Source organism: Haladaptatus sp. SPP-AMP-3, assembly GCF_049568665.1.
In the GTDB taxonomy this organism is placed as follows: Archaea; Halobacteriota; Halobacteria; order Halobacteriales; family Haladaptataceae; genus Haladaptatus; species Haladaptatus paucihalophilus.
This window is the reverse complement of record NZ_CP145897.1, coordinates 2,055,460-2,074,374: the sequence shown is the minus strand read 5'-3', so window position 1 is coordinate 2,074,374 and position 18,915 is coordinate 2,055,460. Positions and strand designations below refer to the sequence as shown.

Sequence of the window (18,915 nt, the reverse complement as noted above, 5' to 3'; positions counted from 1 at the left end):
GGAGGTAGACCGAACCCGGCGCGAACCGCGCCGGGTTCGGTTTCCGACCGCAAGAAAAGGTTGCGGAAGTGTTTAGGCACGCGCCGCTATAGCCTGTAGCATGCCGGACTGTCCACTCGCCGACGACTGCCCCAGTTTCGAAGAGCGAATCAACGGGATGGGGTGTCATCACTACGGCGACCGCGGCGGCGCGGAATGGTGCAATCACTACAACCAACCCATCCGCGAGTTGAAGACCGCCCCGGTCCAGCCGGGCGAGGAAGTCGTCGTGGAAATCGACGACATCCACGAAAGCGGCTCCGGCGTCGGTCGAACCGAAGACGGATTCATCGTCCTCGTCGACGGAATCCTCCCCGACGCCCGCGCCAAGGTGAAGATAACGAACGTGAAGGGAAACCACGCGCTCGCGGACCCCATCGAACGGCTGCCGATGGAGCCGGAGGAAACGGAAGAAGACGGCGACGACGCCGTGGACGGCGATGCCGAGACGAAAGACGACAGGAAAGCGGAACGGCGACAACGCCTTGGAAGTCGGGACAACTTCTGGGGCGGATAAACCGAACGAGTGGACAGTCATTTGCGGGTGGGGGGCGTAGACCGAGATATGTCGGAGGTACGAAATGAGTGAGCAACTGGACGTGAATGAGATTCTCCGACGGGCGGGATTCGACGCGGAGACGAGTGTTTTGACCCGGCGACAAGCGGAAGTGCTCGCGCTCCGCGAGCGCGACACCGCACAGGCGGCCATCGCGGACCGGCTGGGAACCTCGCGGGCGAACGTGTCGAGCATCGAAGCCAGCGCTCGGGAGAACATCAGCAAGGCGCGCGAAACGGTGGCGTTCGCGGAGGCGCTCCGCGCGCCGGTTCGAATCGAAGTCGAATCCGACAGCGACCTCTACGACGTTCCGTCGCGGGTGTACGAAGCGTGCGACGAGGCGGGGGTAAAGGTGAACCACGCGGCTCCCGAACTCATGAAGCGAATCAGCGACGAGGCGGGCGAGGCGGTGAAGGGGCGGACGATTCGAACGGCCCTGCTCATCGGCGTGACGCACGACGGCGAGGTAGCGGTCAGACGGCCGGGTCCCGAGGAGTTTTAGCGGTTCCCACGGATGCGAACGTATGGACCTCGGACTGGAAGGAAATACGGCACTGGTAACGGCGAGTTCGAGCGGCCTCGGCTTGGCGAGCGCGAAGGCGTTGGCGCGGGAAGGAGCCAACGTCGTCATCTGCGCGCGGAGCGAGGACGGACTGGCGAGCGCGGAGGAAGAAATCGCCGACCTCGGCGGCGGCGACGTGCTCGCGGTGCCGACGGACATCACCGACCCGGACGAAATCGAGGCGCTGGTCGAGGCGACCGTCGAGGAGTTCGGCGGACTCGACCACCTCGTCACCTCGGCGGGCGGGCCGCCGAGCGGGCCGTTTCTCGATACCACGGAGCGCGATTGGTACGCCGCCTACGACCTGCTGGTGATGAGCGTGGTGTGGTTGACGAAACGGGCACATCCGCACCTCGTGGAAAGCGACGCGGGAACGGTCGTGAACATCACCTCGACGAGCGTTCGGGAGGCCATCGACGGACTCGTCCTCTCGAACGCGGTTCGGCGGGGCGTCATCGGGTTGATGCAGACGCAAGCCCGGGAGTTCGCGCCCGACGTCCGCGTCAATGCGGTGCTTCCGGGCGCGCACGAAACGCCGCGGATTCAGGACCTCGTGGAGGCCGCCCTCGAACGCGGCGAGTACGACAGCTACGAAGAAGGATTGGCGGACTGGGCGAGCGACATCCCGATGGGTCGCGTGGGCGACCCGATGGAACTCGGGGACACCGTGGCGTTCCTCTCTAGCGAGCGGGCGAGTTTCGTGAACGGCGTCGCGCTTCCCATCGACGGCGGACGACTCCGAAGCTGATGACGGCGCAACAGAACACGGTGCTCTCGTGGAGCGGCGGCAAGGACGCCGCCTACGCCCTGTTGGAACTGCCGCACGTCACCGAACTGCTCACGACGGTTTCGGAGAACGGCAGGAGCAGCATGCACGGCGTGCGCCGGGAGTTGTACGACGCGCAAGCCGAGGCGCTCGAGATTCCGATTCGATACGTCGAACTCCCGATGGAGTGTTCGAACGAGGAGTACGCCGCACGGATGGCGAGCGTGATGGACGAGTACGAAGCGCGCGGAATCGAGCGCATCGCCTTCGCGGACCTCTACCTCGAAGATATCCGAGCGTATCGGAAGGAACGGCTGTCGGAGACGGCCATCGAAGGCTGTTGGCCGGTCTGGAATCCCGATACCGACGAGCAGATTCGGTCGTTCCTCGACGCCGGGTTCCGCGCGACGGTCGTCACGGTCGATGGCGACACGCTCGACGCATCGTTCGCGGGACGGGAGTTGGACGAGGCGTTCCTCACCGACCTTCCCGAAGAAGTCGACCCCTGTGGCGAAAACGGCGAGTTTCACACGTTCGTTTGGGACGGGCCGACGTTCGACTCGCCGCTCTCGGTCGACGTCGGCGAGACGGTTACCCGAGCGGTGGGCGACGGCGCGTTCCACTACTGCGATTCGTACTAGGCCTCGATTTCCTGCGCGATTTCCTTCGCTTCGTCGCGGGCCTTCTCGGTACCCACTTGTTTTTTGATGAGGACGCTTTGGATTTCCCACTCGTCGCTCCCGCTTCGTTTGCCGGTTCGAACCTCTGCCCCGTTCGAAATGTCCCGTGCGACGTCAGCGGCCCAATCAGGGGTTCGAATCGTATCGAACACGTCCGGGTCACGGAATCGCACGTGGATGTAGTCGTCCGCGGTTTCGACCGACTTGACGGATGGTGTGTCAGCCATAGCGTGCCGGGTTCGGGACGCGAATCCAGAAATCTGACGGCCGATCAAAAACGGCCGTCGTCGCGCAGTTTCGTGACGACTTCGCGAACGCGCTGGGCCTCCGATTTCGGCACGACCAACACGCGGTCGTCGTAGGCCGCGACCACGAGGTCGTCGACGCCGACGATGCTCACGTGTTTGTCACCGGCCACGATATTCCCCATGGCGTCGATGGTCAACGCGTCGCCGAGAACGACGTTCTCGGCCGAATCGAATCGGTCGAACGCGTCCCACGAGCCGAGGTCGTCCCACTCGAACGCGGCGGGAACGACGAAGGCGTCGTCGGTGCGCTCCATCACGGCGTAGTCTACGCTCGTGGGAGATACGGCGTCGAATCCGGCGGCGGGGTCGCCGTCTTCGAGCGCGGTGACGAGGGGTTCGAGGGGGGAGTCGCGGGCGGCCCGGAGGAACGCGTCCGGCGTCCACGCGAACAGACCGGCGTTCCAGTAGAAACCCTCATCGACGAAGCGCTCGGCGGTCGATTTGTCGGGTTTCTCTCTGAACTGAGAAACGTCGAGGTAGCCGTCTCGGTCGTGTCCGGGTTCGATATACCCGTATCCTGTCGCCGGGCGAGTGGGTTCGATTCCGACGGTTACGACCCCCTCCGTTTCGACTGCAGTTGACGCGGCGCGGCGAGCGGTCGTCTCGAAGTCGCCCGTAATGTAGTGGTCGCTCGGCAAGCAGAGGAGCACGCAGTCGCCGACTTGCTCGCGGATTCGGTGCGTGGCGTAGACGAGCGCCGGACCGGTATCCTTCGGCTCGGGCTCGACGAGCACGCCTGCTTCGGGTGCGTGTTCGCGAACGAGGTCGGCGTGTGCTTCCGCGGTGCAGACGAAAGTTTCGTCGGCGAAACCGGCGCGGGTCACGGTTTGGGAGAGCAACGAGTCGTCTCCGAGGAGGGACAAGAACTGTTTCGGTCGGTCGCTTCGACTCGCGGGATAGAGTCGGGTACCGGTACCCCCAGCCATGATCAGTGCGACGAGCGGGCGGTCCATATTCTGTGCAGGACTTTCCGACGTTTAAATTCCTCTCATCGGAACGTCGGGGTCGAGTTCTCGTTCGTAAAAAAAGCGTGTTTAGGCCGCGCCGCGGGCTTCCGTTTCCGGGGTCGTCCCCTCGCGGGCTTCGGTTCGGGTGCCCTGCGCCATGAACATCATCGACACGCCGCTGACGAGGAGGTTCACGCCGAAGAGGAGGCCGACCGCCCAGACGGCGGTTGCGGGCCATCCGGCCCAGATGAGGCCCGCAATCAGCAGCGCGAGAACGCCGCTCACGACGAGTGCCCCCCAGCCCCGGTTGCCGCGGGCCTGGAACCCCATGACGATTTCGAGGACGCCATCGACGACGAGGAACGCGACCAGCAGGATGGTCAGCGTCGTCAGTCCGATGACCGGGTTCGCCAGGAGCGAGATGCCGGCGATGGCGTAGATGACCGCGAGCAGTCCCTGCACGAAGAACCGCTTCCAGCCACCCGAGAAGGCGCGTGCGATGTGAACCAGCGCCCCGACGACCAGCAACGCTCCGAGCAGAATCGATAGCGAAACACCGGCCGCGAACGGCGCTAAGATGGCGAGTACGCCGATTACGGCGATAATAGCCCCGGCCCCCATCGAAGCACGCCACGATTGTTCGGTGGTCTCCGATACCATTTCCGCACCGCTTTGTACTTCAGTGCTCATTTGAACTTCACCGGATACATATTCGATAGCTAACCATATAAATAGTGTTGGTTATTTGAAGGAAATTCCAAGTGTCAGACCTATTTCTCGTGATTGAAAGGGTTAGAAGCGTTTTATCCATAGAATACGAATTTCCGAAACACGACAGTAGTTTTAATTATCCAAAAAACTAGTCACCACCCCGGCTCCCGGTTTGACGTTTTTCCCTGCTATCTGACCGTTTCAACGTAGCGTTTGATTCCGAAATCGAACCGTCCGTTCAACGGCTGTCGCATCACCAGTCGTCTCACCACGTCTCGATGGTCCCCTCGCGGATGTCTTCGACGCATCCCTCGCACGCGGGGTGGTCCGGGTCGAAACACTTCGGCCGCCCCTCCTGGTCTATCGGCGCTGCCCGACGGTCGACGTGCCTTCTGCAGACGATTTTGGCCCGGCCGTGTTCGTCCCGCGGCAAATCGGCGAGGACGGTATCGTGGGCGTTTCGGTACGCATCCTTCGCCTCCTCTATCTGGCGGTTCGCCGATTGACGGGTTTCGGCGTACTTCTTTCCCACCTTCCGGAGTTTGACGCGGAGGAAACGGTCGAAGCGGTCGTCCATACCTCCCTCTTGGTGGTGGGGGAATGAAAGGTTAACCCGACTCGGTGGAGCAAAACAACCGCCGAGAGGACGGCGGTGAGTTCCTGGCGGGCAAAATCGCACCAATAACACGTCTAGCGGCCCGAACGAGCCGATTTCACTTCCGCTCTGCTTCCACGTAACCTTTTATACTATTGCGAACCAACCACGGCATGTCTCCCATAGAAAACGAAGTGGAGACGGAGCAACCATGACCGATGTGCGACAGCACGCAGAGGAAATACACGAACAGTTCTCCGATCATCTCGACGTGACCGTAGACGACGTAGCGTCGCGTCTCGACAGCCTCGTCAACGAGTACAAAGTGCCGATGGAGGAGGCGCGACGAAGCGTCACCAGCCATTATCTCGACGAAGCCGGACTGGAACGCGACGACATTCGAACCGGCGGGACCAGCGACGTGAACGTCGAGGACATCGAAACCGACGAGGAGTGGGTGAACCTCACCGCGAAGGTCGTCGACCTTTGGGAACCGCGAAGCGACGCCGTGGGCCAAGTCGGCCTCCTCGGCGACGAGACGGGCACCATCAAGTTCACCAAGTGGGCCAAATCCGACCTCCCCGAACTGGAGGAAGGGACGGTCTACTCGCTCGGTAACGTCGTCACGGACGAGTATCAGGGCCGCTATTCGGTGAAACTCAACCGCACGACTACCATCGAGGAACTCGACGCCGACATCGAGGTCGGCGACAACAGCACCGAGATGGAGGGCGCGCTGGTGGACATCCAGTCCGGGAGCGGGCTCATCAAGCGGTGTCCGAAGGAAGACTGCACGCGCGTCCTGCAGAACGGCCGCTGTTCGGAGCACGGCGAGCAGGAAGGCGAATTCGACCTCCGAATCAAGGGCGTCTTGGACGACGGTCTCGACGTACACGAGGTCATCTTCAATCAGGAATCGACCGAGAACCTGACCGGCATCGAACTGGAGGAAGCGAAGCAGATGGCGATGGACGCGCTCGACACGACGGTCGTGGCCGACGAGATGCGCGAGAAGACGCTCGGCCACTACTACCGCGTGGCGGGACCGACGATGGGTCGGTACCTGCTCGCGAACGACGTCGAACTGCTCTCCGGGCCGGTGGACGCCGAAGCGGCGCTTATCAAAGCGAGGTCGATGTAACATGAGCAACGCACCAACACGAGAGGTCGCACGCCGCACCTTCGCGGCGGAGTTCAACGACGCGAGTTACACGTTCAAGGAGTCGGACGACGAACGCGCACCGGTCTACTTGCTCCTCCCCACGGGCGAGCGAGCGAACCGAGTCTTCGTTGTCGGGACGCTGACCGAGAAGGAAGACGTCGGTGAGGACAGCGAATACTGGCGCGGACGGGTCGTGGACCCGAACGGGGACACGTTCTTCGTCTACGCCGGACAGTATCAGCCGGACGCCGCGGCCATGCTTCGAGAACTCGAAGCGCCGGCCTACGTCGCCATCGCCGGGAAACCCCGGACGTTCGAGATGGACGACGGAACGGTGAACGTCTCGCTTCGACCGGAGTCCATCACGGTGGTGGACGAATCGACGCGGGACCGCTGGGTGGTCGAAACTGCCGAGCGAACCCTCGAACGCATCGAGGCGTTCGACGACGACACGAACCGCTACGCCTCGATGGCGAAAGAGGAGTACGAGCGACCAATCGACACCTACCGCGACAACGCGATTCGGGCGCTCGAAAGCCTCGCCACCGTCGATGGGGCGGATGACGGCGGCGACGAAGCGGACGGCGGAGCGGACGGCGGAGCGTCTACCGAGGGCGAAACGACGCCACAGTAGCGAACTCCGCGAGCACCCTTTCGACCGCGGATACGATTTCGAAAGGGCTGGGCAGACGACGCGAAGAGCGACGGCTCTCGACGACGGATGAAACGAGCGGAGATAAAACCGACACCACACCAACCCATGCCCGACGAACGAACCTCACCGAGCGGTGATTGGCGGGTCGTGTACGCGGAGATGGGGGCGGACACGTCGGCGGAAGGGCCGGTTCACCCCTGCCCGAACTGCGGTGCGGAGTCGGCGCGCATCTTTCGTCGCGTGTTCGAGTGCGAGGAACACGGCGTGTGGGCGCTCGACAGAACTGGGAAGCCGCGAATCGGGACGCCGACGGACTCGAACCGGACGATGGCCGATTAGTCGAGGGATTCGGAGAGCGCGTTTTCGACGCGCTCTCCGAGCAGGCCGGACCACACCAGCGTCTCGGCCGCCGAGATGTCCTCGTGGATGGGGCGGTCCTCGACGAGCGGCGGGACAACTTCGCGGACAGCCTCGTAGGCGGCCGCGGTACCGACACCGTGGGCGAGGTCGTCGGAAACGAACTCCGCGGCTTGCGCGCCGCAGATGAGTTCGATGCCGACGATGGAAAGCGCGTTCGCCACGGCACGGCGGGCGTTGTACGCGCTCTGGGCGCTCATGCTCACGTGGTCCTCCTGATTCCCGCTGACGGGCGTGTTGTCCATCGAGGCGCGCCCGATGGAGCGGTTTTCGTTCAACAGCGCGGCGGCGGTGTACTGGGCGATCATGTAGCCCGAGCGCAGCCCGCTGTGTTCGGTGAGGAACGGCGGCAGGTGTGGTTCCTGCGTGTTCGGGTTGAGCATGCGGTCCACCCGGCGTTCCGAGATGGCCGCGAGTTCCGTGACTGCGTTCGTCAGGTAGTCGAGCGGGAGCGCGAGCGGGTCGCCGTGGAAGTTACCGCCGGAGAGAACCGCCGCGTCGCCCGCACCGCTCGCGCGACTGTTCACCGTCTCGGCGGGGAAGATGAGCGGATTGTCGGTCGCGCTGTTGAGTTCGATTTCGACGACGCCACGGAGGTGGGCAACGGCGTCCCGGACCGCACCGTGGACTTGCGGCAGGCAGCGAAGCGAGTAGGCGTCCTGCACGCGGTCGCAGTTGCGATGGGATTCGACGATTTCGGAGTCGGCTGTGAGGCGCTTTACGTTCCGCGCACTCTTCGCGTGGCCGTCGTGAGGGCGGACGTCGGCGATTACGGGGTCGGCGGAGGCCGTCGTTCCCATCGTCACCTCGGTCGTGAGCGCTCCCGCGACGTCGGCCGCTCGAACCGCTCGTTCGGCGTCGCACACGGCGAGGGCGGCGAGACCGACCGAGAGCTGCGTGCCGTTGATGAGCGCCAACCCCTCCTTGGCCGCGAGCGTCACCGGTTCGAGTCCGGCAGTTTCGAGCGCGTCGACACCGTCGAGTCGTTCGCCGTCCACCGTCGCGGTTCCCTCGCCCATGATGACCAGCGCGAGGTGTGCGAGCGGGGCGAGGTCGCCGCTCGCACCGAGGCTGCCGCGCGATTTGACGACCGGATGGACGCCCTCGTTCAGCATCGTGACGAGTTGGTCCACGACGAGTTCGCGGATGCCGGAGTAACCCTTGACGAGCGCGTTGACCCGGCCGAGCATCATGGCCCGGATTTCCTCGCGGCGCAGTTCCCTTCCCGCACCAGCGGCGTGGCTCCTGATGAGGTTGGTTTGGAGGGTTTCGATGTCCTCGCGCGGGATTCGTTCGTCCACGAGTTCGCCGAAGCCGGTGTTGACGCCGTAGACGGCCTCGCCGCTCTCGACGACCTGTTCGACCCGCTTTCGTGCGGTTCGAACTCGTTTGCGGGCGTCTTCGGGAACGAAGACGGTCGCGTCGTCGCGCGCGACGCGTTCGACGTCCTCGGGCGTTAGCGATTCGCCGTCAATCTGGATTTCACTCATGATGGACCACCTCACCGTTTTTCAGCACCGTCTCGACCGTGTTCACGCCGAAGTTGTAAGGGACGTGAACGTAGCTCGGTGCGTCGATGACCGCGATGTCGGCCGGGGTGCCCGATTGAAGCGTCCCGGTTCCGTCCCCGATATCGAGCGCCATCGCGGCGTGTTTCGTCCCGGCGACCAGCGCCTCGGCGGGCGTCATGCCCATCTCGACGCAGGCGAGCGACGAGGCGAAGCCCATGCTCTGGGAGTGGCAGTTCGGGTTGAAGTCCGTCGCTATCGCCACCGGTGCGCCCGCATCGATGAACGCGCGGGCGTCGGCGAACTCCGCGCCGAGGCCGAAGGCGGTTCCCGGCAGAAGGACGGGGACGACACCGGCGTCGGTCAGGGCGGCGATGTCGTCGTCCGTCGCGTAGAGGAGGTGGTCCGCGCTCGTCGCGCCGAGATTCGCGGCGAGTTGCGAACCGCCGATGCGGGCGAGTTCTTCGGCGTGGACCTTCGGGGTCAATCCCTGCTCCTCGCCGGTCTTCAGGACGCGGCGTGACTGCGGGACGGTGAAGACGCCTTCCTCGCAAAACACGTCGCAGAACTCCGCGATGCCCTGTTCCACGACGGCCGGAATCTGTTCCTCGACGACTTCATCCACGTAGTCGTCCGCGTCCCGGCCTTCCGGGATCGCGTGAGCGCCCATGAAGGTCGGGACGACATCGACTGCGTGGTGGTCGTCGGCCCGAGCGATGACGTCGAGCATTCTGAGTTCGGTCTCTGTGTCCAGCCCGTAGCCTGATTTCACCTCGACCGTCGTCGTCCCGTGGGCGAGCATCGTATCGAGATGCGAGAGCAGGTTCGAGAGGAGTTCCTCGTCGCTCGCCTTCCGCACCGCGCGGACGGTTCGGAGGATGCCGCCGCCGTCCGCGAGGATTTCACCATACGTCTTCCCCTGCAGTTTCGCCTCGAACTCGTCCGAGCGGTCCCCGGCGAACAGCGCGTGGGTGTGCGGGTCCACGAACCCCGGAATTGCCGCTTTGCCGCTCGCATCGACGACGTGAGTCGCGTTCTCCGGCGGGAACTCGCGGGTGACGGGACCCGTCGCGCCGATACGCGCGACGTCGCCGTCGACCACCGCGATTGCGGCGTCCTCGTAGATGCCGAGGGACCCGTCGTCTTCGACCGTGACGACCTGTTTCGCGTCGTGGACGACGGCGGTGAGGTCGTTTTCGTCCGGTTCCGAGCCGCTCATCGGCCACCTCCGACGGCGGAGAGGAAGTGAGCGATTACCCGTGCACCGGCGTTGACCGTTCGGTCGTCGCGGTCGAGCGACGGGGCGCATTCCACGACCTCGAAACCAGCAACGCGGTCGTCGCTGGCGGCGAGTCGGAGCATGCGGAACAGTTCTCGGGGAGAGATTCCGCCGGGCGTCGGCGCGCTGACGCCGGGTGCGAACGCGGCGTCGAGCACGTCCAAATCGACGCTCACGTATATCACGTCCACATCGTCCAGCGACTCCAGCGCGGTGTCGATGGCGGAGACGGAATCCTCGCCGACCTCTTCGGCCGTGACGACTTCGCCGCCCGATTCGCGGACGGTATCGGCGTACCCCGAACTCGTCTCGAAGTGGCGCGCGCCGACGCAGGCGTAGGCGTCGAGGCCCGCGTCGAACAACTGTCGGTAGGGCGTGCCGCTGGTCGGGTCGTCGCGCACTTCGCGCACGTCGAGATGCGCGTCGAAGTTGACGACACCGAGCGACCCGTCTTCGAGGAGCGGCGCGGCGTTCGGGTAGGTGAAGGAGTTGTCGCCGCCGAGGAAGACGGGGAGCGTGTCAGCGTCGTGGAGTCGGTTCGTGAGGATGCGGGCCTCCTGCTGGAGCAGTCGAGTCGTGACCTCGTTCGGTTCGTCGGAGTCGAGCATGAGCAGCAGGTCGCCAGCGTCGCCGACGTTGCCGACCGGTCCGGCGTCGAAGTGGTGGGTTTTCACACCGGCGAGGCTCTCGCGGAGCGCCGCCGGGCCGTCCGCCGCACCTTTCCGGCCGATGACGGCGTGGTCGAACGGTTCGCCGAGGAGTACCGCGTCGAACTCGGAAAGGCGGTCGTCGTCCAGTTCAGAGATGGGTTCCACGACGTCGCCGAACTGCTCGTCGTTCGGATCGGACGACGTACCGCGCCATTCGGACGGCGGGTTCAGTCCGGTCATGTTCGGTCACGCATCGGAACCGCGACGTTCGATTTCTCGGCCTGTTCTATCGCCTCGTCGTAGCCCGCGTCGGCGTGGCGAATCACGCCCATTCCCGGGTCGGTGGTGAAGACGCGTCGGGCCTTCTCGGCGGCCAACTCGGAGCCGTCGAGGACGACGTGGTTGTTCGCGTGGAGCGCGTTGCCGATGCCGACGCCGCCGCCGTCGTGGACGGATACGATGTCCGCGCCCGCCGCGCAGTTGAGCAGGGCGTTGAGAATCGGCCAGTCCGCGATGGCGTCCGAGTCGTCGCGCATGGCTTCCGTCTCGCGGTTGGGGCTGGCGACGGACCCGGCGTCGAGGTGGTCGCGGGTGACGACGATGGGGGCCTCGATTTCGCCGTCCGCGACGAGTTCGTTGATTCGAAGGGCGAAGCGAGCGCGTTCTGTGAGGCCGTCTTCGCCTCCGGCGGCAGGGCCGCCTTCGTTTCGATGCTCCCCCGGGGCATCGCCCGTCTCGTAGCCGAGCCAACAGACCCGCGAGGGAAGCCCCTGAAACTCGACCTGCTCCTGTGCGAGGTCTATCCAGCGGTGGAGTTGCTCCTTCTCGGGGAAGAGTTCCACGACGGCCTCGTCGGTGCGGTGGATGTCCTCGGGGTTGCCGGACAGCGCGGCCCAGCGGAAGGGACCCTTGCCCTGACAGAACAGCGGGCGGATGTAGGCGGGGACGAATCCGGGGAAGTCGAACGCGTTCTGCATGTCGCGGTGTTCTTTCACCTGTCCGCGGATGTTGTTGCCGTACTCGAAGGCGACAGCGCCCGCATCCTGAATGTCGAGGATGCCCTGCACGTGGCGCGCCATCGTGTCCAGACTCTCCTCGACGTACGTTTCAGGGTCTTCCTCGCGGAGGTGGTCGGCTTCTTCGACGGTGTAGCCCGACGGGTAGTAGCCCTCCAGTTCGTCGTGGGCGCTCGTCTGGTCGGTGATGACGTCCGGGACGAATCCCCTGTCGAGCATCCCTTCCAGCATGTCGGCGGCGTTGATGTGGACGCCGACGGAGTACGGTTCGCCCTTCTCGGCGGCGTCCGTCGCCTTCTCGATGGCGTCGTCCAAATCGTCGGTTTTCTCCATGCAGTAGCCGGTTTCGATGCGGCGGTCGATTCGGTCCTCGTCCACCTCGGCCGCGATACAGACGCCGTGGTTCATCGTGACGGCGAGGGGTTGAGCACCGCCCATCCCGCCGAGACCGCCCGTGACGACGATTTTGCCGGAGAGGTCGCCGTCGTAGTGTTCGTCCGCGAGCGCGGCCAGCGTCTCGTAGGTGCCCTGAATGATTCCCTGCGTGCCGATGTAGGCCCACGACCCGGCAGTCATCTGGCCGTACATGATGAGGCCCTTCGCTTCGAGTTCGTGGAAGTGCTCCCAGTCGTCCCACTTACCGACGAGGTTGGAGTTAGCGATGAGAACGCGGGGGGCGCGTTCGTGCGTCGTGAATCGCCCGACGGGTTTGCCGGACTGGACGAGCAGCGTCTCGTCGTCGTCCAGTTCGCGAAGTTCGGCCATGATGGCGTCGTAGGCGTCCCACGAGCGGGCCGCCCGCCCTGTCCCGCCGTAGACGACGAGTTCCTCGGGGTTCTCGCCGACGTCCGGGTCGAGGTTGTTGTTCAGCATGCGGAGGGCCGCCTCCTGCCGCCAGCCCTTGCACTCGATGTCCGTCCCGGTGGGCGCGCCCTGATAGTCGCGCCACTGGGCGCTCGGGTCGCCGATGTCGTGGTCGGGGTCCGATGAGTCGTTCATTCGGTTTCTAGCTTGTAGTATGCACGCGAGGCGCAAATACCCACGACCCTCCTCTCGGAGGGTTTTTTAAATATCCTCGGCGAGAATTCCCGGTGATGCACGAGGTCGTAATGCGGATCGAACAGCCGAGCGTTCCGGCGGAAGCGACGGCGGGAACCGAGACGGCGGTCGAGTTGTGGTGTAACGACCACTGTGACCTGTTACACCTCAGCGGCCCGGACGGGGAAGCCGTCCTCGAACGCATCGAACGGCTCGTCGGCGTGCAGGAACTGCTGGTCGAGGGCGACGAGCGGGTGGCGATGACCGAAGCGTGTCTGAAGGAGCACGAAGCCGACACCGTGGAGTCGTTTCTCGCCCGCCACAACTGCCTGCTCGTCCCGCCGTTGCGGTACGTCGCCGGTGAGAAGTGGTGTCGGATACTGGCGCTCGATTCGGCGAACCTGACCGCGTTGTACCGCGACCTCGTGACGACGTTTCCGGTGACGATAGAGTCGAAGCGCGAAATCAGGGCGGTTTCGGGTGACAGACCGCTTCTCACGCCGGAAACCGCGTTGCCCGACCTTTCGTCGCGTCAGCAGGAGGCGTTGGTGCTGGCGGTCGAGATGGGCTACTATCGGATTCCGCGCGAGACCACGACGAGAGAAATCGCGGCGGAGATGGGCGTCGAGCGGCGGACGCTGGAGGAGCACCTGCGACGGGCGGAGAACAAGATAGTCGGCGGAATGGTGTCGTTCTACGGCAGCCGTGGCAACGTCTGACAAAACCTTAAGTAGCGCCACGATGCTAATCTACGCTAGGATGGGCAACAAAAACAAAACGATTTCCTTCCGGGTGAACGAGGACGCGTTCGAAACCCTGCGGGAGATCGCCGAAAAGCGCGACATCTCGCTGTCGGCAGTGTTCCGCGACTACGTGGACCTGCTGGTCGCCCATGACGGGAAAGTCAAAGTCGTTCCGGAAAACCAAATCGGGGAGGAAAGCGACGAAAGTTCGTTCCCGCCGAAAGTCGAGGTCCCGAAGAGCTTCGTCCGCGAACACGAGCGCCTCGAACTGGAAGCCGAACACCTCCGCGAACAGCTACAGGAACACAAGGAGTACCTTCGCCATCTCCAGTCGAAGGTCAGCGATGACGGGGAGGAAGAGGTCATCCAACTGGAGGAGTTGGACGACGAACTGGAGAGCGACGAACCGTTCCGATTGGGGTAGTCGAGGTTCCGAACTCAGCCCGACAGCGAGTGTTTCTTCTGCCGCGACCGTGATTCCATCGAGTCGTCGCCCTCGACGCGGGCGAGTTCCTCGACGGCTTCGAGCGTCCGAACCGAGTCGTCCAAGAAGGAGAGGATGTCGCCCGGATAGGCGTACACCAGATAGTCGTCGGTCATCACGTCCACGATGGCGTCGGGGCCGAGGCCACCCTCTCGAAGTTCGAGGAGGTAGCGCATGAACTTGCGCTCCGGACAGCCACAGTAGGGGTTGCTCTGGCAGTCACAATCCAGAAAGTCCTCGGCGAAGTCGAGCACGCGGTCCCGCGTCGCCTCGTCGAGTTTCTGGAGGCCGTCGCCCTGAAACAGGATGTCGAGGGTCGCGCCCTTGAACGCCCCTTTCGGGATGTTCGTCTCCAGTTGCGAGGAAATCTGCCGATGGTTTTTGACGTAGATTTTGTCCGTGATAGCCACGCTTGTTGGATTTCTATTCGGTGAGTTCGGATAAGGGTGTCGTCAACGAAGGGGAAACGCGGACGAGGCTGTATCGGCGGTAAGTGTGGAGACGGTGAAAACGACAACAGCAGTGACGAATGCGACAACAGCGACGACGAGCGCGATGGCAGTTGCTAGGGAAAATGACCGCACCGCATGCGGACGGTTCGCGCGGGTTGCGCGAACCGCCCTCGGGGTCCCCATTCCTCCCCGGGCATACGGACAGGTCGCGCCATCCGCGCGACCTGTCCGAATCGCGCGTCCTCAAAGCGGGTGAAATGCGAGAAACGGGAGAAAATCAGCTTCGGATAGAAAATCGGCTTCCAGTCAGTGTTCGCGCGTGACGACGAACTCGGCGAAGTCGCGCAAATAGTCCAGCGCGGCGGAATCGGGTGCGTCAACTCTATCGAGGGCGGCCAGCGCCGCGTCGGACTGTTTGTGCGCGAGTTCGTTGGCCTCCTTCGCGCTGAGGTCGGTCACTTGGACGATGGAGGGGCGGCCGATTTCCTCGTCTTGGCCTGTGGGCTTGCCGAGGTCGTCGGGGTCCGCCGTGGCGTCGAGCACGTCGTCCCGAATCTGGAACGCGATGCCGACGCGCTCGGCGTACTCGCCGAAAGCGTCCACCGTCTCCGGGTCGGCGTCGGCCGCGATGGCACCGAGTTCGGCGGCGGCGCGAAACAGCGCGCCCGTTTTCCGGCGGGCGAGTTCCATGTACTCGGACTGATTCGACGGCGTGGCGACGAGTTCCGACGCCTCGCCCATTCCGAGTTCTATCATCGACTCCGCGACCACTTCCATCGCGCGGGGGTCCGAAGAAAACAGTTCGAACGCCTCGCCGAGCATCCCGTCGCTGGCGATGATGGCCGGGCCGTAGCCGTACTCCGCCCACGCGCTCTCCGTCCCGCGCCGCACGTCCGACCGGTCGATGATGTCGTCCACGACGAGCGACGCGTCGTGGACGAGTTCGATACCGACGCCGAAATCGACGGCGTTCTCGGCATCGCCACCCGCGGCCTCACAGGCCAGCATGGCGACGGTCGGCCGAACCCGTTTGCCACCCGAGAGTGCCGTGTGGGCCAACTGCTTCGACAGTTCGCGTGGTTCGACCCGCTCGACGACCTCCTCCAACCGGTCTTCGACGAGCGTCCTGCGGGCCATCAGGTACTCCATTCGTCTGTGCTTCAGGACGGCGGACGCAAATACGTGACGGGTTCAGTCCGCTGTCATCACCGCCCGAACCGACAGAAACGTCGGTTCCCGTGGGACGCGTTCGAACGCTCTCGCTCGTCGGTCATACACCGGACTCCGAAACGGGAAAGAGAACGGTCGTTATTCGAACTGCTCGATGAGTTCCGGCACCACGTCGAACAGGTCGCCAACGATACCGTAGTCGGCGATGTCGAAGATGGGCGCGTTCGGGTCGTTGTTGATGGCGATGATGGTGTCCGACCCCTTCATCCCGGCGACGTGCTGAACCGCACCGGAGATACCGATGGCGAGGTACACCGTCGGCGTCACCTGCGAACCGGACTGTCCGACCTGTCGGTTCTTCGGGAGCCAGCCGTTGTCCACGATGGGACGCGACGACGAGAGCGTCGCGCCGGTCGCTTCCACGAGGTCCTCGATGAGCGGGAGGTTGTCCTCCTCCTCGATACCGCGGCCGATGCTGACGAGGAACTCGGCCTCGCTGATGTCCACGTCGCCAGCACCGACTTCCTCGAAGCCGGTGACCGTCGAGCGGACGGCATCCTCGTCGAGTTCGAAGTCGAACGCGGACACGTCGGCTTCACCGACGCCCTCCGCTTCCGGCCACTCCGCGCCGCGGGTCGTGAGGGCGAACCGGTCACCTTCGACCTCGACCGTGGTCTCGACTTTCGACCCGTACATCTCGCGTGTCGCCGTGAGCGCGCCGTCGTACTCGAAGCCGATGACGTCGGTCACGAGCGGCAGGTCGAGGCTGTTGGCGACCGCGGGCGCGTAGTCGAGTCCGTTCACGCTGTTGGGCATGAGAACGAACGTCGGTTCGAGGTCGGCGAACAGCGCCTCGATGGCCTGCGCGTACACGTCGTGGTTGAACTCCTCGCCGTATTCGACGGTGTGAATCGCGTCCACACCGTCGCGGTTCAGCGTGTCGGCGTAGGAATCGACGTCGCCGCTGATGACGGCGAGGTGCAGGTCGCCGCCCGCGTCGTCGGCGAGCTCGCGCCCGGCGGAGATGACTTCGAAGCTCTCGTCGCGGAGTTCGCCGCGGCGGTGTTCCGTGACCGCGAGGACGTCGCTCATTGGACGACCCCCTTCTCGCGGAGAACGTCAGCAAGTTTCCCGGCCGTCTCCCCGGCGTCGCCTTCGAAGATTTCCGCGTCGCTCTCGCTCTCGGGTTCGTACATGTCCGTCAGTTTCAGGTCGCTCTCCACGGCGTCGGCGTCGAGGCCGAGGTCGTCGAGCGTCTTGGGCGCGATTTCCTTCGACTGTGCCTGTCGGATGCCGCGCAGACTGGCGTATCGCGGTTCGTTGATACCCGTCTGGATGGTCAGCACGGCGGGGAGTTCGATGTCCGTCAACTCCTCGACGCCGCCCTCGAGTTCGCGGTGGACGTGCGCGACGCCTTCGTCGGCGTCCATGTCGAGCGCGTTGACGACCGCACCCCACTCGAAGTCGATATCGTCCGCGAGTGCAACGCCGGTCGCACCGAACGCGTCATCTCCGGCCTGCACACCGGTCAGCACGAGGTCCGGGTCCTCCTCCGCGACGACGGCGGAGAGGATTTGGGTTTTCGTCTCCACGTCGAGCAAGTCGGGGTCTTCGAGCGCCTCGTCCCACACGCGAATCGAGCGGTCGGCGCCCTTGGCGAGCGCCATCCGAATCGTCTCCTCGGCCCGTTCCGGGCCGATGGTGACGGTCACCACTTCGTCGGCGACGCCCGCTTCGTTCAACTGGACGCCTTCCTCGACGGCGTAGTCGTCCCACTCGTTCAGGTCATATTCGAGGTAGCGGTCGTCTACCTCGGTCCCGTCCACTTCGAAGTCATCCGCGAGTTCGGCGACTTCTTTTACCGTTACAAGGACCTTCATAATCAATTCCTTTCCGGGTAGCGGGTAAACGTTTTCGAAACGCTCGACAATGCACGTGCCGTACTAATCGAGAATCTTACCAATTCCGGCGTTCGAGCGCTCACTCGTCGTCGAAGTCGGTCACGTCCTCGCCGGGAAGCGTGATGAGGTTCTCCCGCCCGATGCGAAGTTTGTCGATTCGGTCGGAATCGTTCATCGCCGAGAGAAGTTGGGACACCTTCGCGTTCGACCAGTTCGTCTCCTTGACGATGGTCGCCTGTTTCATCCGACCGCCGTTCCGTTTCAGCAGGTGCTCGACGCGCTCTTCGTCGGAGAGGAGTTCGAGGTTCGGTTCGTCATCTTCCGGTTCGGGGTCGGGGTCAGGGGTCGTCGACGGGATGGGTTCCTCGTCCGTATGTTCGGAATCGGTTCCCGGTTCGTCCCCGTCTCGTTGGGTGAACGCGTAGACGCCAGCGCCGACGATTCCCACGAGGATCACGAAGCCAGCGAGATACGTCAGCAGTTGAGTCGGTTGCTTAGCCGGACCGGAATCTTCGGCGTACGTCACTCGGATAAAGCGACTATCGCCGGTCGGGGAACGAATCGTCATCGGGCCACTGAGGGTGATCGTCCCGTTGTTGTGACCGAAATTCGAGTTTTGAATCTCGTACTCGTCGGGGGAGTGAATTAAGAGGTTTTGGTTCGCGGACAGCGAACGGAACCACGTGGACTCCCCGTCGTCGAGCAAGAACGCGTCCCCGAGGTAGATTTTATCGCCGTTCACACGGGTAAAGTTCGTCCAGATGAACGAGAGGGTCAGCATACCGGATTCGTTGCTCACGGTGTAGTCGCGATTGACGTTCCGTATTTTCATCTCGCGACCGGTTTCGGCTTGTTCGCGTTTCGCGATTTCTCGGAACGTTTCCGCCGAGAAGCCGACACTGCTATCCCCCCGCTCGAAATCACGCCCCAAGCGCTTGAACGCCTCCGTTTCGTTTTCGTCGTGAAGCGAGAACTCCATCGAAACGTTCCAGTGAGCGTCGCCATTGGCCCGTGGCGTGATCTGAATCGTCGTCCCATTCGTCGGCGTTTCGTTGAGCGCACTGCGGTCCCTCACTACGAAATCGGTAGTAGCCGGATGAGTCTGCACATCACCCGCCGCAAGGGCGGTTCCCGAGGCTAAAAGGGAAAGGAGGAGGACCACGAGGAGGGCGAAATGTGACCGCATATCCCACTGTGGTTAAGCAGGCAAGAAAATACTTTCCATCTGTGCGATAAAAGGTCAGGGGACGATTTAAAAGGTCTCGCGCGATTTCGG

Annotated in this window: 22 protein-coding genes; 9 read left to right on the top strand and 13 right to left on the bottom strand. The window is 63.8% G+C overall.

The annotated features are described in order from the left end of the window. Positions 1 to 100: 100 nt before the first annotated feature. From V5735_RS11515 to V5735_RS11500, 4 genes are all read left to right on the top strand, one after another. Positions 101 to 556 (top strand): TRAM domain-containing protein, encoded by a 456-nt coding sequence (locus V5735_RS11515; protein WP_423743649.1) that lies wholly within the window; start codon positions 101 to 103, stop codon positions 554 to 556. Positions 557 to 620: 64 nt separating this feature from the next. Then, a complete protein-coding gene (locus V5735_RS11510; RefSeq protein WP_007976150.1) occupies positions 621 to 1,097 on the top strand; it encodes a Tfx family DNA-binding protein in 477 nt (158 codons plus the stop codon). Between the two features lie 22 nt (positions 1,098 to 1,119). Continuing rightward, positions 1,120 to 1,905, top strand: a complete 786-nt coding sequence (locus tag V5735_RS11505; protein ID WP_423743648.1) for an SDR family oxidoreductase — start codon at positions 1,120 to 1,122, stop codon at positions 1,903 to 1,905. Next, the gene (locus V5735_RS11500) at positions 1,905 to 2,564 is read left to right on the top strand and encodes an ATP-binding protein (RefSeq protein ID WP_423743647.1); all 660 of its coding nucleotides are present in this window, start codon (positions 1,905 to 1,907) and stop codon (positions 2,562 to 2,564) included. Before V5735_RS11505 ends, V5735_RS11500 begins: the two co-directional genes overlap by 1 nt. Here the strand turns inward: V5735_RS11500 and V5735_RS11495 are convergent. The 4 genes from V5735_RS11495 to V5735_RS11480 form a co-directional block, all read right to left on the bottom strand. Further along, the gene (locus V5735_RS11495) at positions 2,561 to 2,830 is read right to left on the bottom strand and encodes a hypothetical protein (protein WP_423743646.1); all 270 of its coding nucleotides are present in this window, start codon (positions 2,828 to 2,830) and stop codon (positions 2,561 to 2,563) included. The genes V5735_RS11500 and V5735_RS11495 overlap by 4 nt on opposite strands. A 44-nt stretch (positions 2,831 to 2,874) precedes the next feature. Further along, positions 2,875 to 3,864 carry a mannose-1-phosphate guanylyltransferase gene (locus tag V5735_RS11490; RefSeq protein WP_423743645.1) on the bottom strand — a complete coding sequence of 330 codons (990 nt, stop codon included), beginning with the start codon at positions 3,862 to 3,864 and terminating at the stop codon, positions 2,875 to 2,877. A gap of 81 nt (positions 3,865 to 3,945) precedes the next feature. Beyond that, complete coding sequence (locus V5735_RS11485; RefSeq protein WP_423746021.1) at positions 3,946 to 4,479, bottom strand: HdeD family acid-resistance protein; 534 nt, start codon at positions 4,477 to 4,479, stop codon at positions 3,946 to 3,948. Positions 4,480 to 4,834: 355 nt separating this feature from the next. Next, positions 4,835 to 5,146, bottom strand: coding sequence for a DUF7091 family protein (locus tag V5735_RS11480; protein ID WP_423743644.1), 312 nt, complete (start codon positions 5,144 to 5,146; stop codon positions 4,835 to 4,837). Positions 5,147 to 5,375: 229 nt separating this feature from the next. Between V5735_RS11480 and V5735_RS11475 the strand changes: the two genes are divergently transcribed. From V5735_RS11475 to V5735_RS11465, 3 genes are all read left to right on the top strand, one after another. After that, a complete protein-coding gene (locus tag V5735_RS11475; protein WP_423743643.1) occupies positions 5,376 to 6,305 on the top strand; it encodes a replication factor A in 930 nt (309 codons plus the stop codon). A 1-nt stretch (position 6,306) separates the two neighbouring features. Then, positions 6,307 to 6,960, top strand: a complete 654-nt coding sequence (locus V5735_RS11470) for an RPA family protein (RefSeq protein ID WP_423743642.1) — start codon at positions 6,307 to 6,309, stop codon at positions 6,958 to 6,960. A gap of 126 nt (positions 6,961 to 7,086) precedes the next feature. After that, positions 7,087 to 7,320, top strand: a complete 234-nt coding sequence (locus V5735_RS11465) for a hypothetical protein (RefSeq protein ID WP_423743641.1) — start codon at positions 7,087 to 7,089, stop codon at positions 7,318 to 7,320. Here V5735_RS11465 and hutH read toward each other — a convergent pair. Genes hutH through hutU form a run of 4 tightly spaced genes read right to left on the bottom strand, consistent with a single transcriptional unit; the run spans position 7,317 to position 12,850 of the window. Beyond that, a complete protein-coding gene (gene hutH / locus V5735_RS11460) occupies positions 7,317 to 8,888 on the bottom strand; it encodes a histidine ammonia-lyase (RefSeq protein WP_423743640.1) in 1,572 nt (523 codons plus the stop codon). The two genes, V5735_RS11465 and hutH, sit on opposite strands and share 4 nt — an antisense overlap. Continuing rightward, positions 8,881 to 10,125 carry an imidazolonepropionase gene (gene hutI / locus V5735_RS11455; RefSeq protein ID WP_423743639.1) on the bottom strand — a complete coding sequence of 415 codons (1,245 nt, stop codon included), beginning with the start codon at positions 10,123 to 10,125 and terminating at the stop codon, positions 8,881 to 8,883. Before hutI ends, hutH begins: the two co-directional genes overlap by 8 nt. Further along, positions 10,122 to 11,075: a formimidoylglutamase gene (hutG, locus tag V5735_RS11450; protein ID WP_423743638.1), complete on the bottom strand. Its 954-nt coding sequence runs from the start codon at positions 11,073 to 11,075 to the stop codon at positions 10,122 to 10,124. The genes hutI and hutG overlap by 4 nt, the downstream gene beginning before the upstream one ends. Continuing rightward, complete coding sequence (hutU, locus tag V5735_RS11445; RefSeq protein WP_423743637.1) at positions 11,072 to 12,850, bottom strand: urocanate hydratase; 1,779 nt, start codon at positions 12,848 to 12,850, stop codon at positions 11,072 to 11,074. The genes hutG and hutU overlap by 4 nt, the downstream gene beginning before the upstream one ends. Positions 12,851 to 12,945: 95 nt before the next feature. Here hutU and V5735_RS11440 point away from each other — a divergent pair, with 95 nt between their 5' ends. Then, complete coding sequence (locus tag V5735_RS11440) at positions 12,946 to 13,608, top strand: helix-turn-helix domain-containing protein (RefSeq protein ID WP_423743636.1); 663 nt, start codon at positions 12,946 to 12,948, stop codon at positions 13,606 to 13,608. 40 nt (positions 13,609 to 13,648) lie between these two features. Beyond that, entirely contained in the window at positions 13,649 to 14,056 is a 408-nt protein-coding gene (locus tag V5735_RS11435) for a ribbon-helix-helix protein, CopG family (RefSeq protein ID WP_423743635.1), read from the top strand. Positions 14,057 to 14,070: 14 nt separating this feature from the next. Here V5735_RS11435 and V5735_RS11430 read toward each other — a convergent pair whose 3' ends face one another. The 5 genes from V5735_RS11430 to V5735_RS11410 form a co-directional block, all read right to left on the bottom strand. Continuing rightward, positions 14,071 to 14,526 carry a DUF5814 domain-containing protein gene (locus tag V5735_RS11430; protein ID WP_007976114.1) on the bottom strand — a complete coding sequence of 152 codons (456 nt, stop codon included), beginning with the start codon at positions 14,524 to 14,526 and terminating at the stop codon, positions 14,071 to 14,073. Between the two features lie 348 nt (positions 14,527 to 14,874). Further along, positions 14,875 to 15,717 (bottom strand): polyprenyl synthetase family protein, encoded by an 843-nt coding sequence (locus V5735_RS11425; RefSeq protein ID WP_423743634.1) that lies wholly within the window; start codon positions 15,715 to 15,717, stop codon positions 14,875 to 14,877. Positions 15,718 to 15,876: 159 nt separating this feature from the next. After that, positions 15,877 to 16,830 (bottom strand): electron transfer flavoprotein subunit alpha/FixB family protein, encoded by a 954-nt coding sequence (locus V5735_RS11420; protein ID WP_423743633.1) that lies wholly within the window; start codon positions 16,828 to 16,830, stop codon positions 15,877 to 15,879. Next, entirely contained in the window at positions 16,827 to 17,618 is a 792-nt protein-coding gene (locus tag V5735_RS11415) for an electron transfer flavoprotein subunit beta/FixA family protein (RefSeq protein WP_423743632.1), read from the bottom strand. Before V5735_RS11415 ends, V5735_RS11420 begins: the two co-directional genes overlap by 4 nt. A gap of 100 nt (positions 17,619 to 17,718) precedes the next feature. Continuing rightward, complete coding sequence (locus tag V5735_RS11410) at positions 17,719 to 18,714, bottom strand: helix-turn-helix transcriptional regulator (protein ID WP_423743631.1); 996 nt, start codon at positions 18,712 to 18,714, stop codon at positions 17,719 to 17,721. Positions 18,715 to 18,915: the final 201 nt, after the last annotated feature.

Excerpts from the sequence above, each read along its gene's own strand:
- V5735_RS11515 (WP_423743649.1), top strand. The coding sequence starts at position 101 with ATGCCGGACTGTCCACTCGCCGACGACTGCCCCAGTTTCGAAGAGCGA.
- V5735_RS11510 (WP_007976150.1), top strand. The coding sequence starts at position 621 with ATGAGTGAGCAACTGGACGTGAATGAGATTCTCCGACGGGCGGGATTC.
- V5735_RS11505 (WP_423743648.1), top strand. The coding sequence starts at position 1,120 with ATGGACCTCGGACTGGAAGGAAATACGGCACTGGTAACGGCGAGTTCG.
- V5735_RS11500 (WP_423743647.1), top strand. The coding sequence starts at position 1,905 with ATGACGGCGCAACAGAACACGGTGCTCTCGTGGAGCGGCGGCAAGGAC.
- V5735_RS11495 (WP_423743646.1), bottom strand. The coding sequence starts at position 2,830 with ATGGCTGACACACCATCCGTCAAGTCGGTCGAAACCGCGGACGACTAC.
- V5735_RS11490 (WP_423743645.1), bottom strand. The coding sequence starts at position 3,864 with ATGGACCGCCCGCTCGTCGCACTGATCATGGCTGGGGGTACCGGTACC.
- V5735_RS11485 (WP_423746021.1), bottom strand. The coding sequence starts at position 4,479 with ATGGGGGCCGGGGCTATTATCGCCGTAATCGGCGTACTCGCCATCTTA.
- V5735_RS11480 (WP_423743644.1), bottom strand. The coding sequence starts at position 5,146 with ATGGACGACCGCTTCGACCGTTTCCTCCGCGTCAAACTCCGGAAGGTG.
- V5735_RS11475 (WP_423743643.1), top strand. The coding sequence starts at position 5,376 with ATGACCGATGTGCGACAGCACGCAGAGGAAATACACGAACAGTTCTCC.
- V5735_RS11470 (WP_423743642.1), top strand. The coding sequence starts at position 6,307 with ATGAGCAACGCACCAACACGAGAGGTCGCACGCCGCACCTTCGCGGCG.
- V5735_RS11465 (WP_423743641.1), top strand. The coding sequence starts at position 7,087 with ATGCCCGACGAACGAACCTCACCGAGCGGTGATTGGCGGGTCGTGTAC.
- hutH (WP_423743640.1), bottom strand. The coding sequence starts at position 8,888 with ATGAGTGAAATCCAGATTGACGGCGAATCGCTAACGCCCGAGGACGTC.
- hutI (WP_423743639.1), bottom strand. The coding sequence starts at position 10,125 with ATGAGCGGCTCGGAACCGGACGAAAACGACCTCACCGCCGTCGTCCAC.
- hutG (WP_423743638.1), bottom strand. The coding sequence starts at position 11,075 with ATGACCGGACTGAACCCGCCGTCCGAATGGCGCGGTACGTCGTCCGAT.
- hutU (WP_423743637.1), bottom strand. The coding sequence starts at position 12,850 with ATGAACGACTCATCGGACCCCGACCACGACATCGGCGACCCGAGCGCC.
- V5735_RS11440 (WP_423743636.1), top strand. The coding sequence starts at position 12,946 with ATGCACGAGGTCGTAATGCGGATCGAACAGCCGAGCGTTCCGGCGGAA.
- V5735_RS11435 (WP_423743635.1), top strand. The coding sequence starts at position 13,649 with ATGGGCAACAAAAACAAAACGATTTCCTTCCGGGTGAACGAGGACGCG.
- V5735_RS11425 (WP_423743634.1), bottom strand. The coding sequence starts at position 15,717 with ATGGAGTACCTGATGGCCCGCAGGACGCTCGTCGAAGACCGGTTGGAG.
- V5735_RS11420 (WP_423743633.1), bottom strand. The coding sequence starts at position 16,830 with ATGAGCGACGTCCTCGCGGTCACGGAACACCGCCGCGGCGAACTCCGC.
- V5735_RS11415 (WP_423743632.1), bottom strand. The coding sequence starts at position 17,618 with ATGAAGGTCCTTGTAACGGTAAAAGAAGTCGCCGAACTCGCGGATGAC.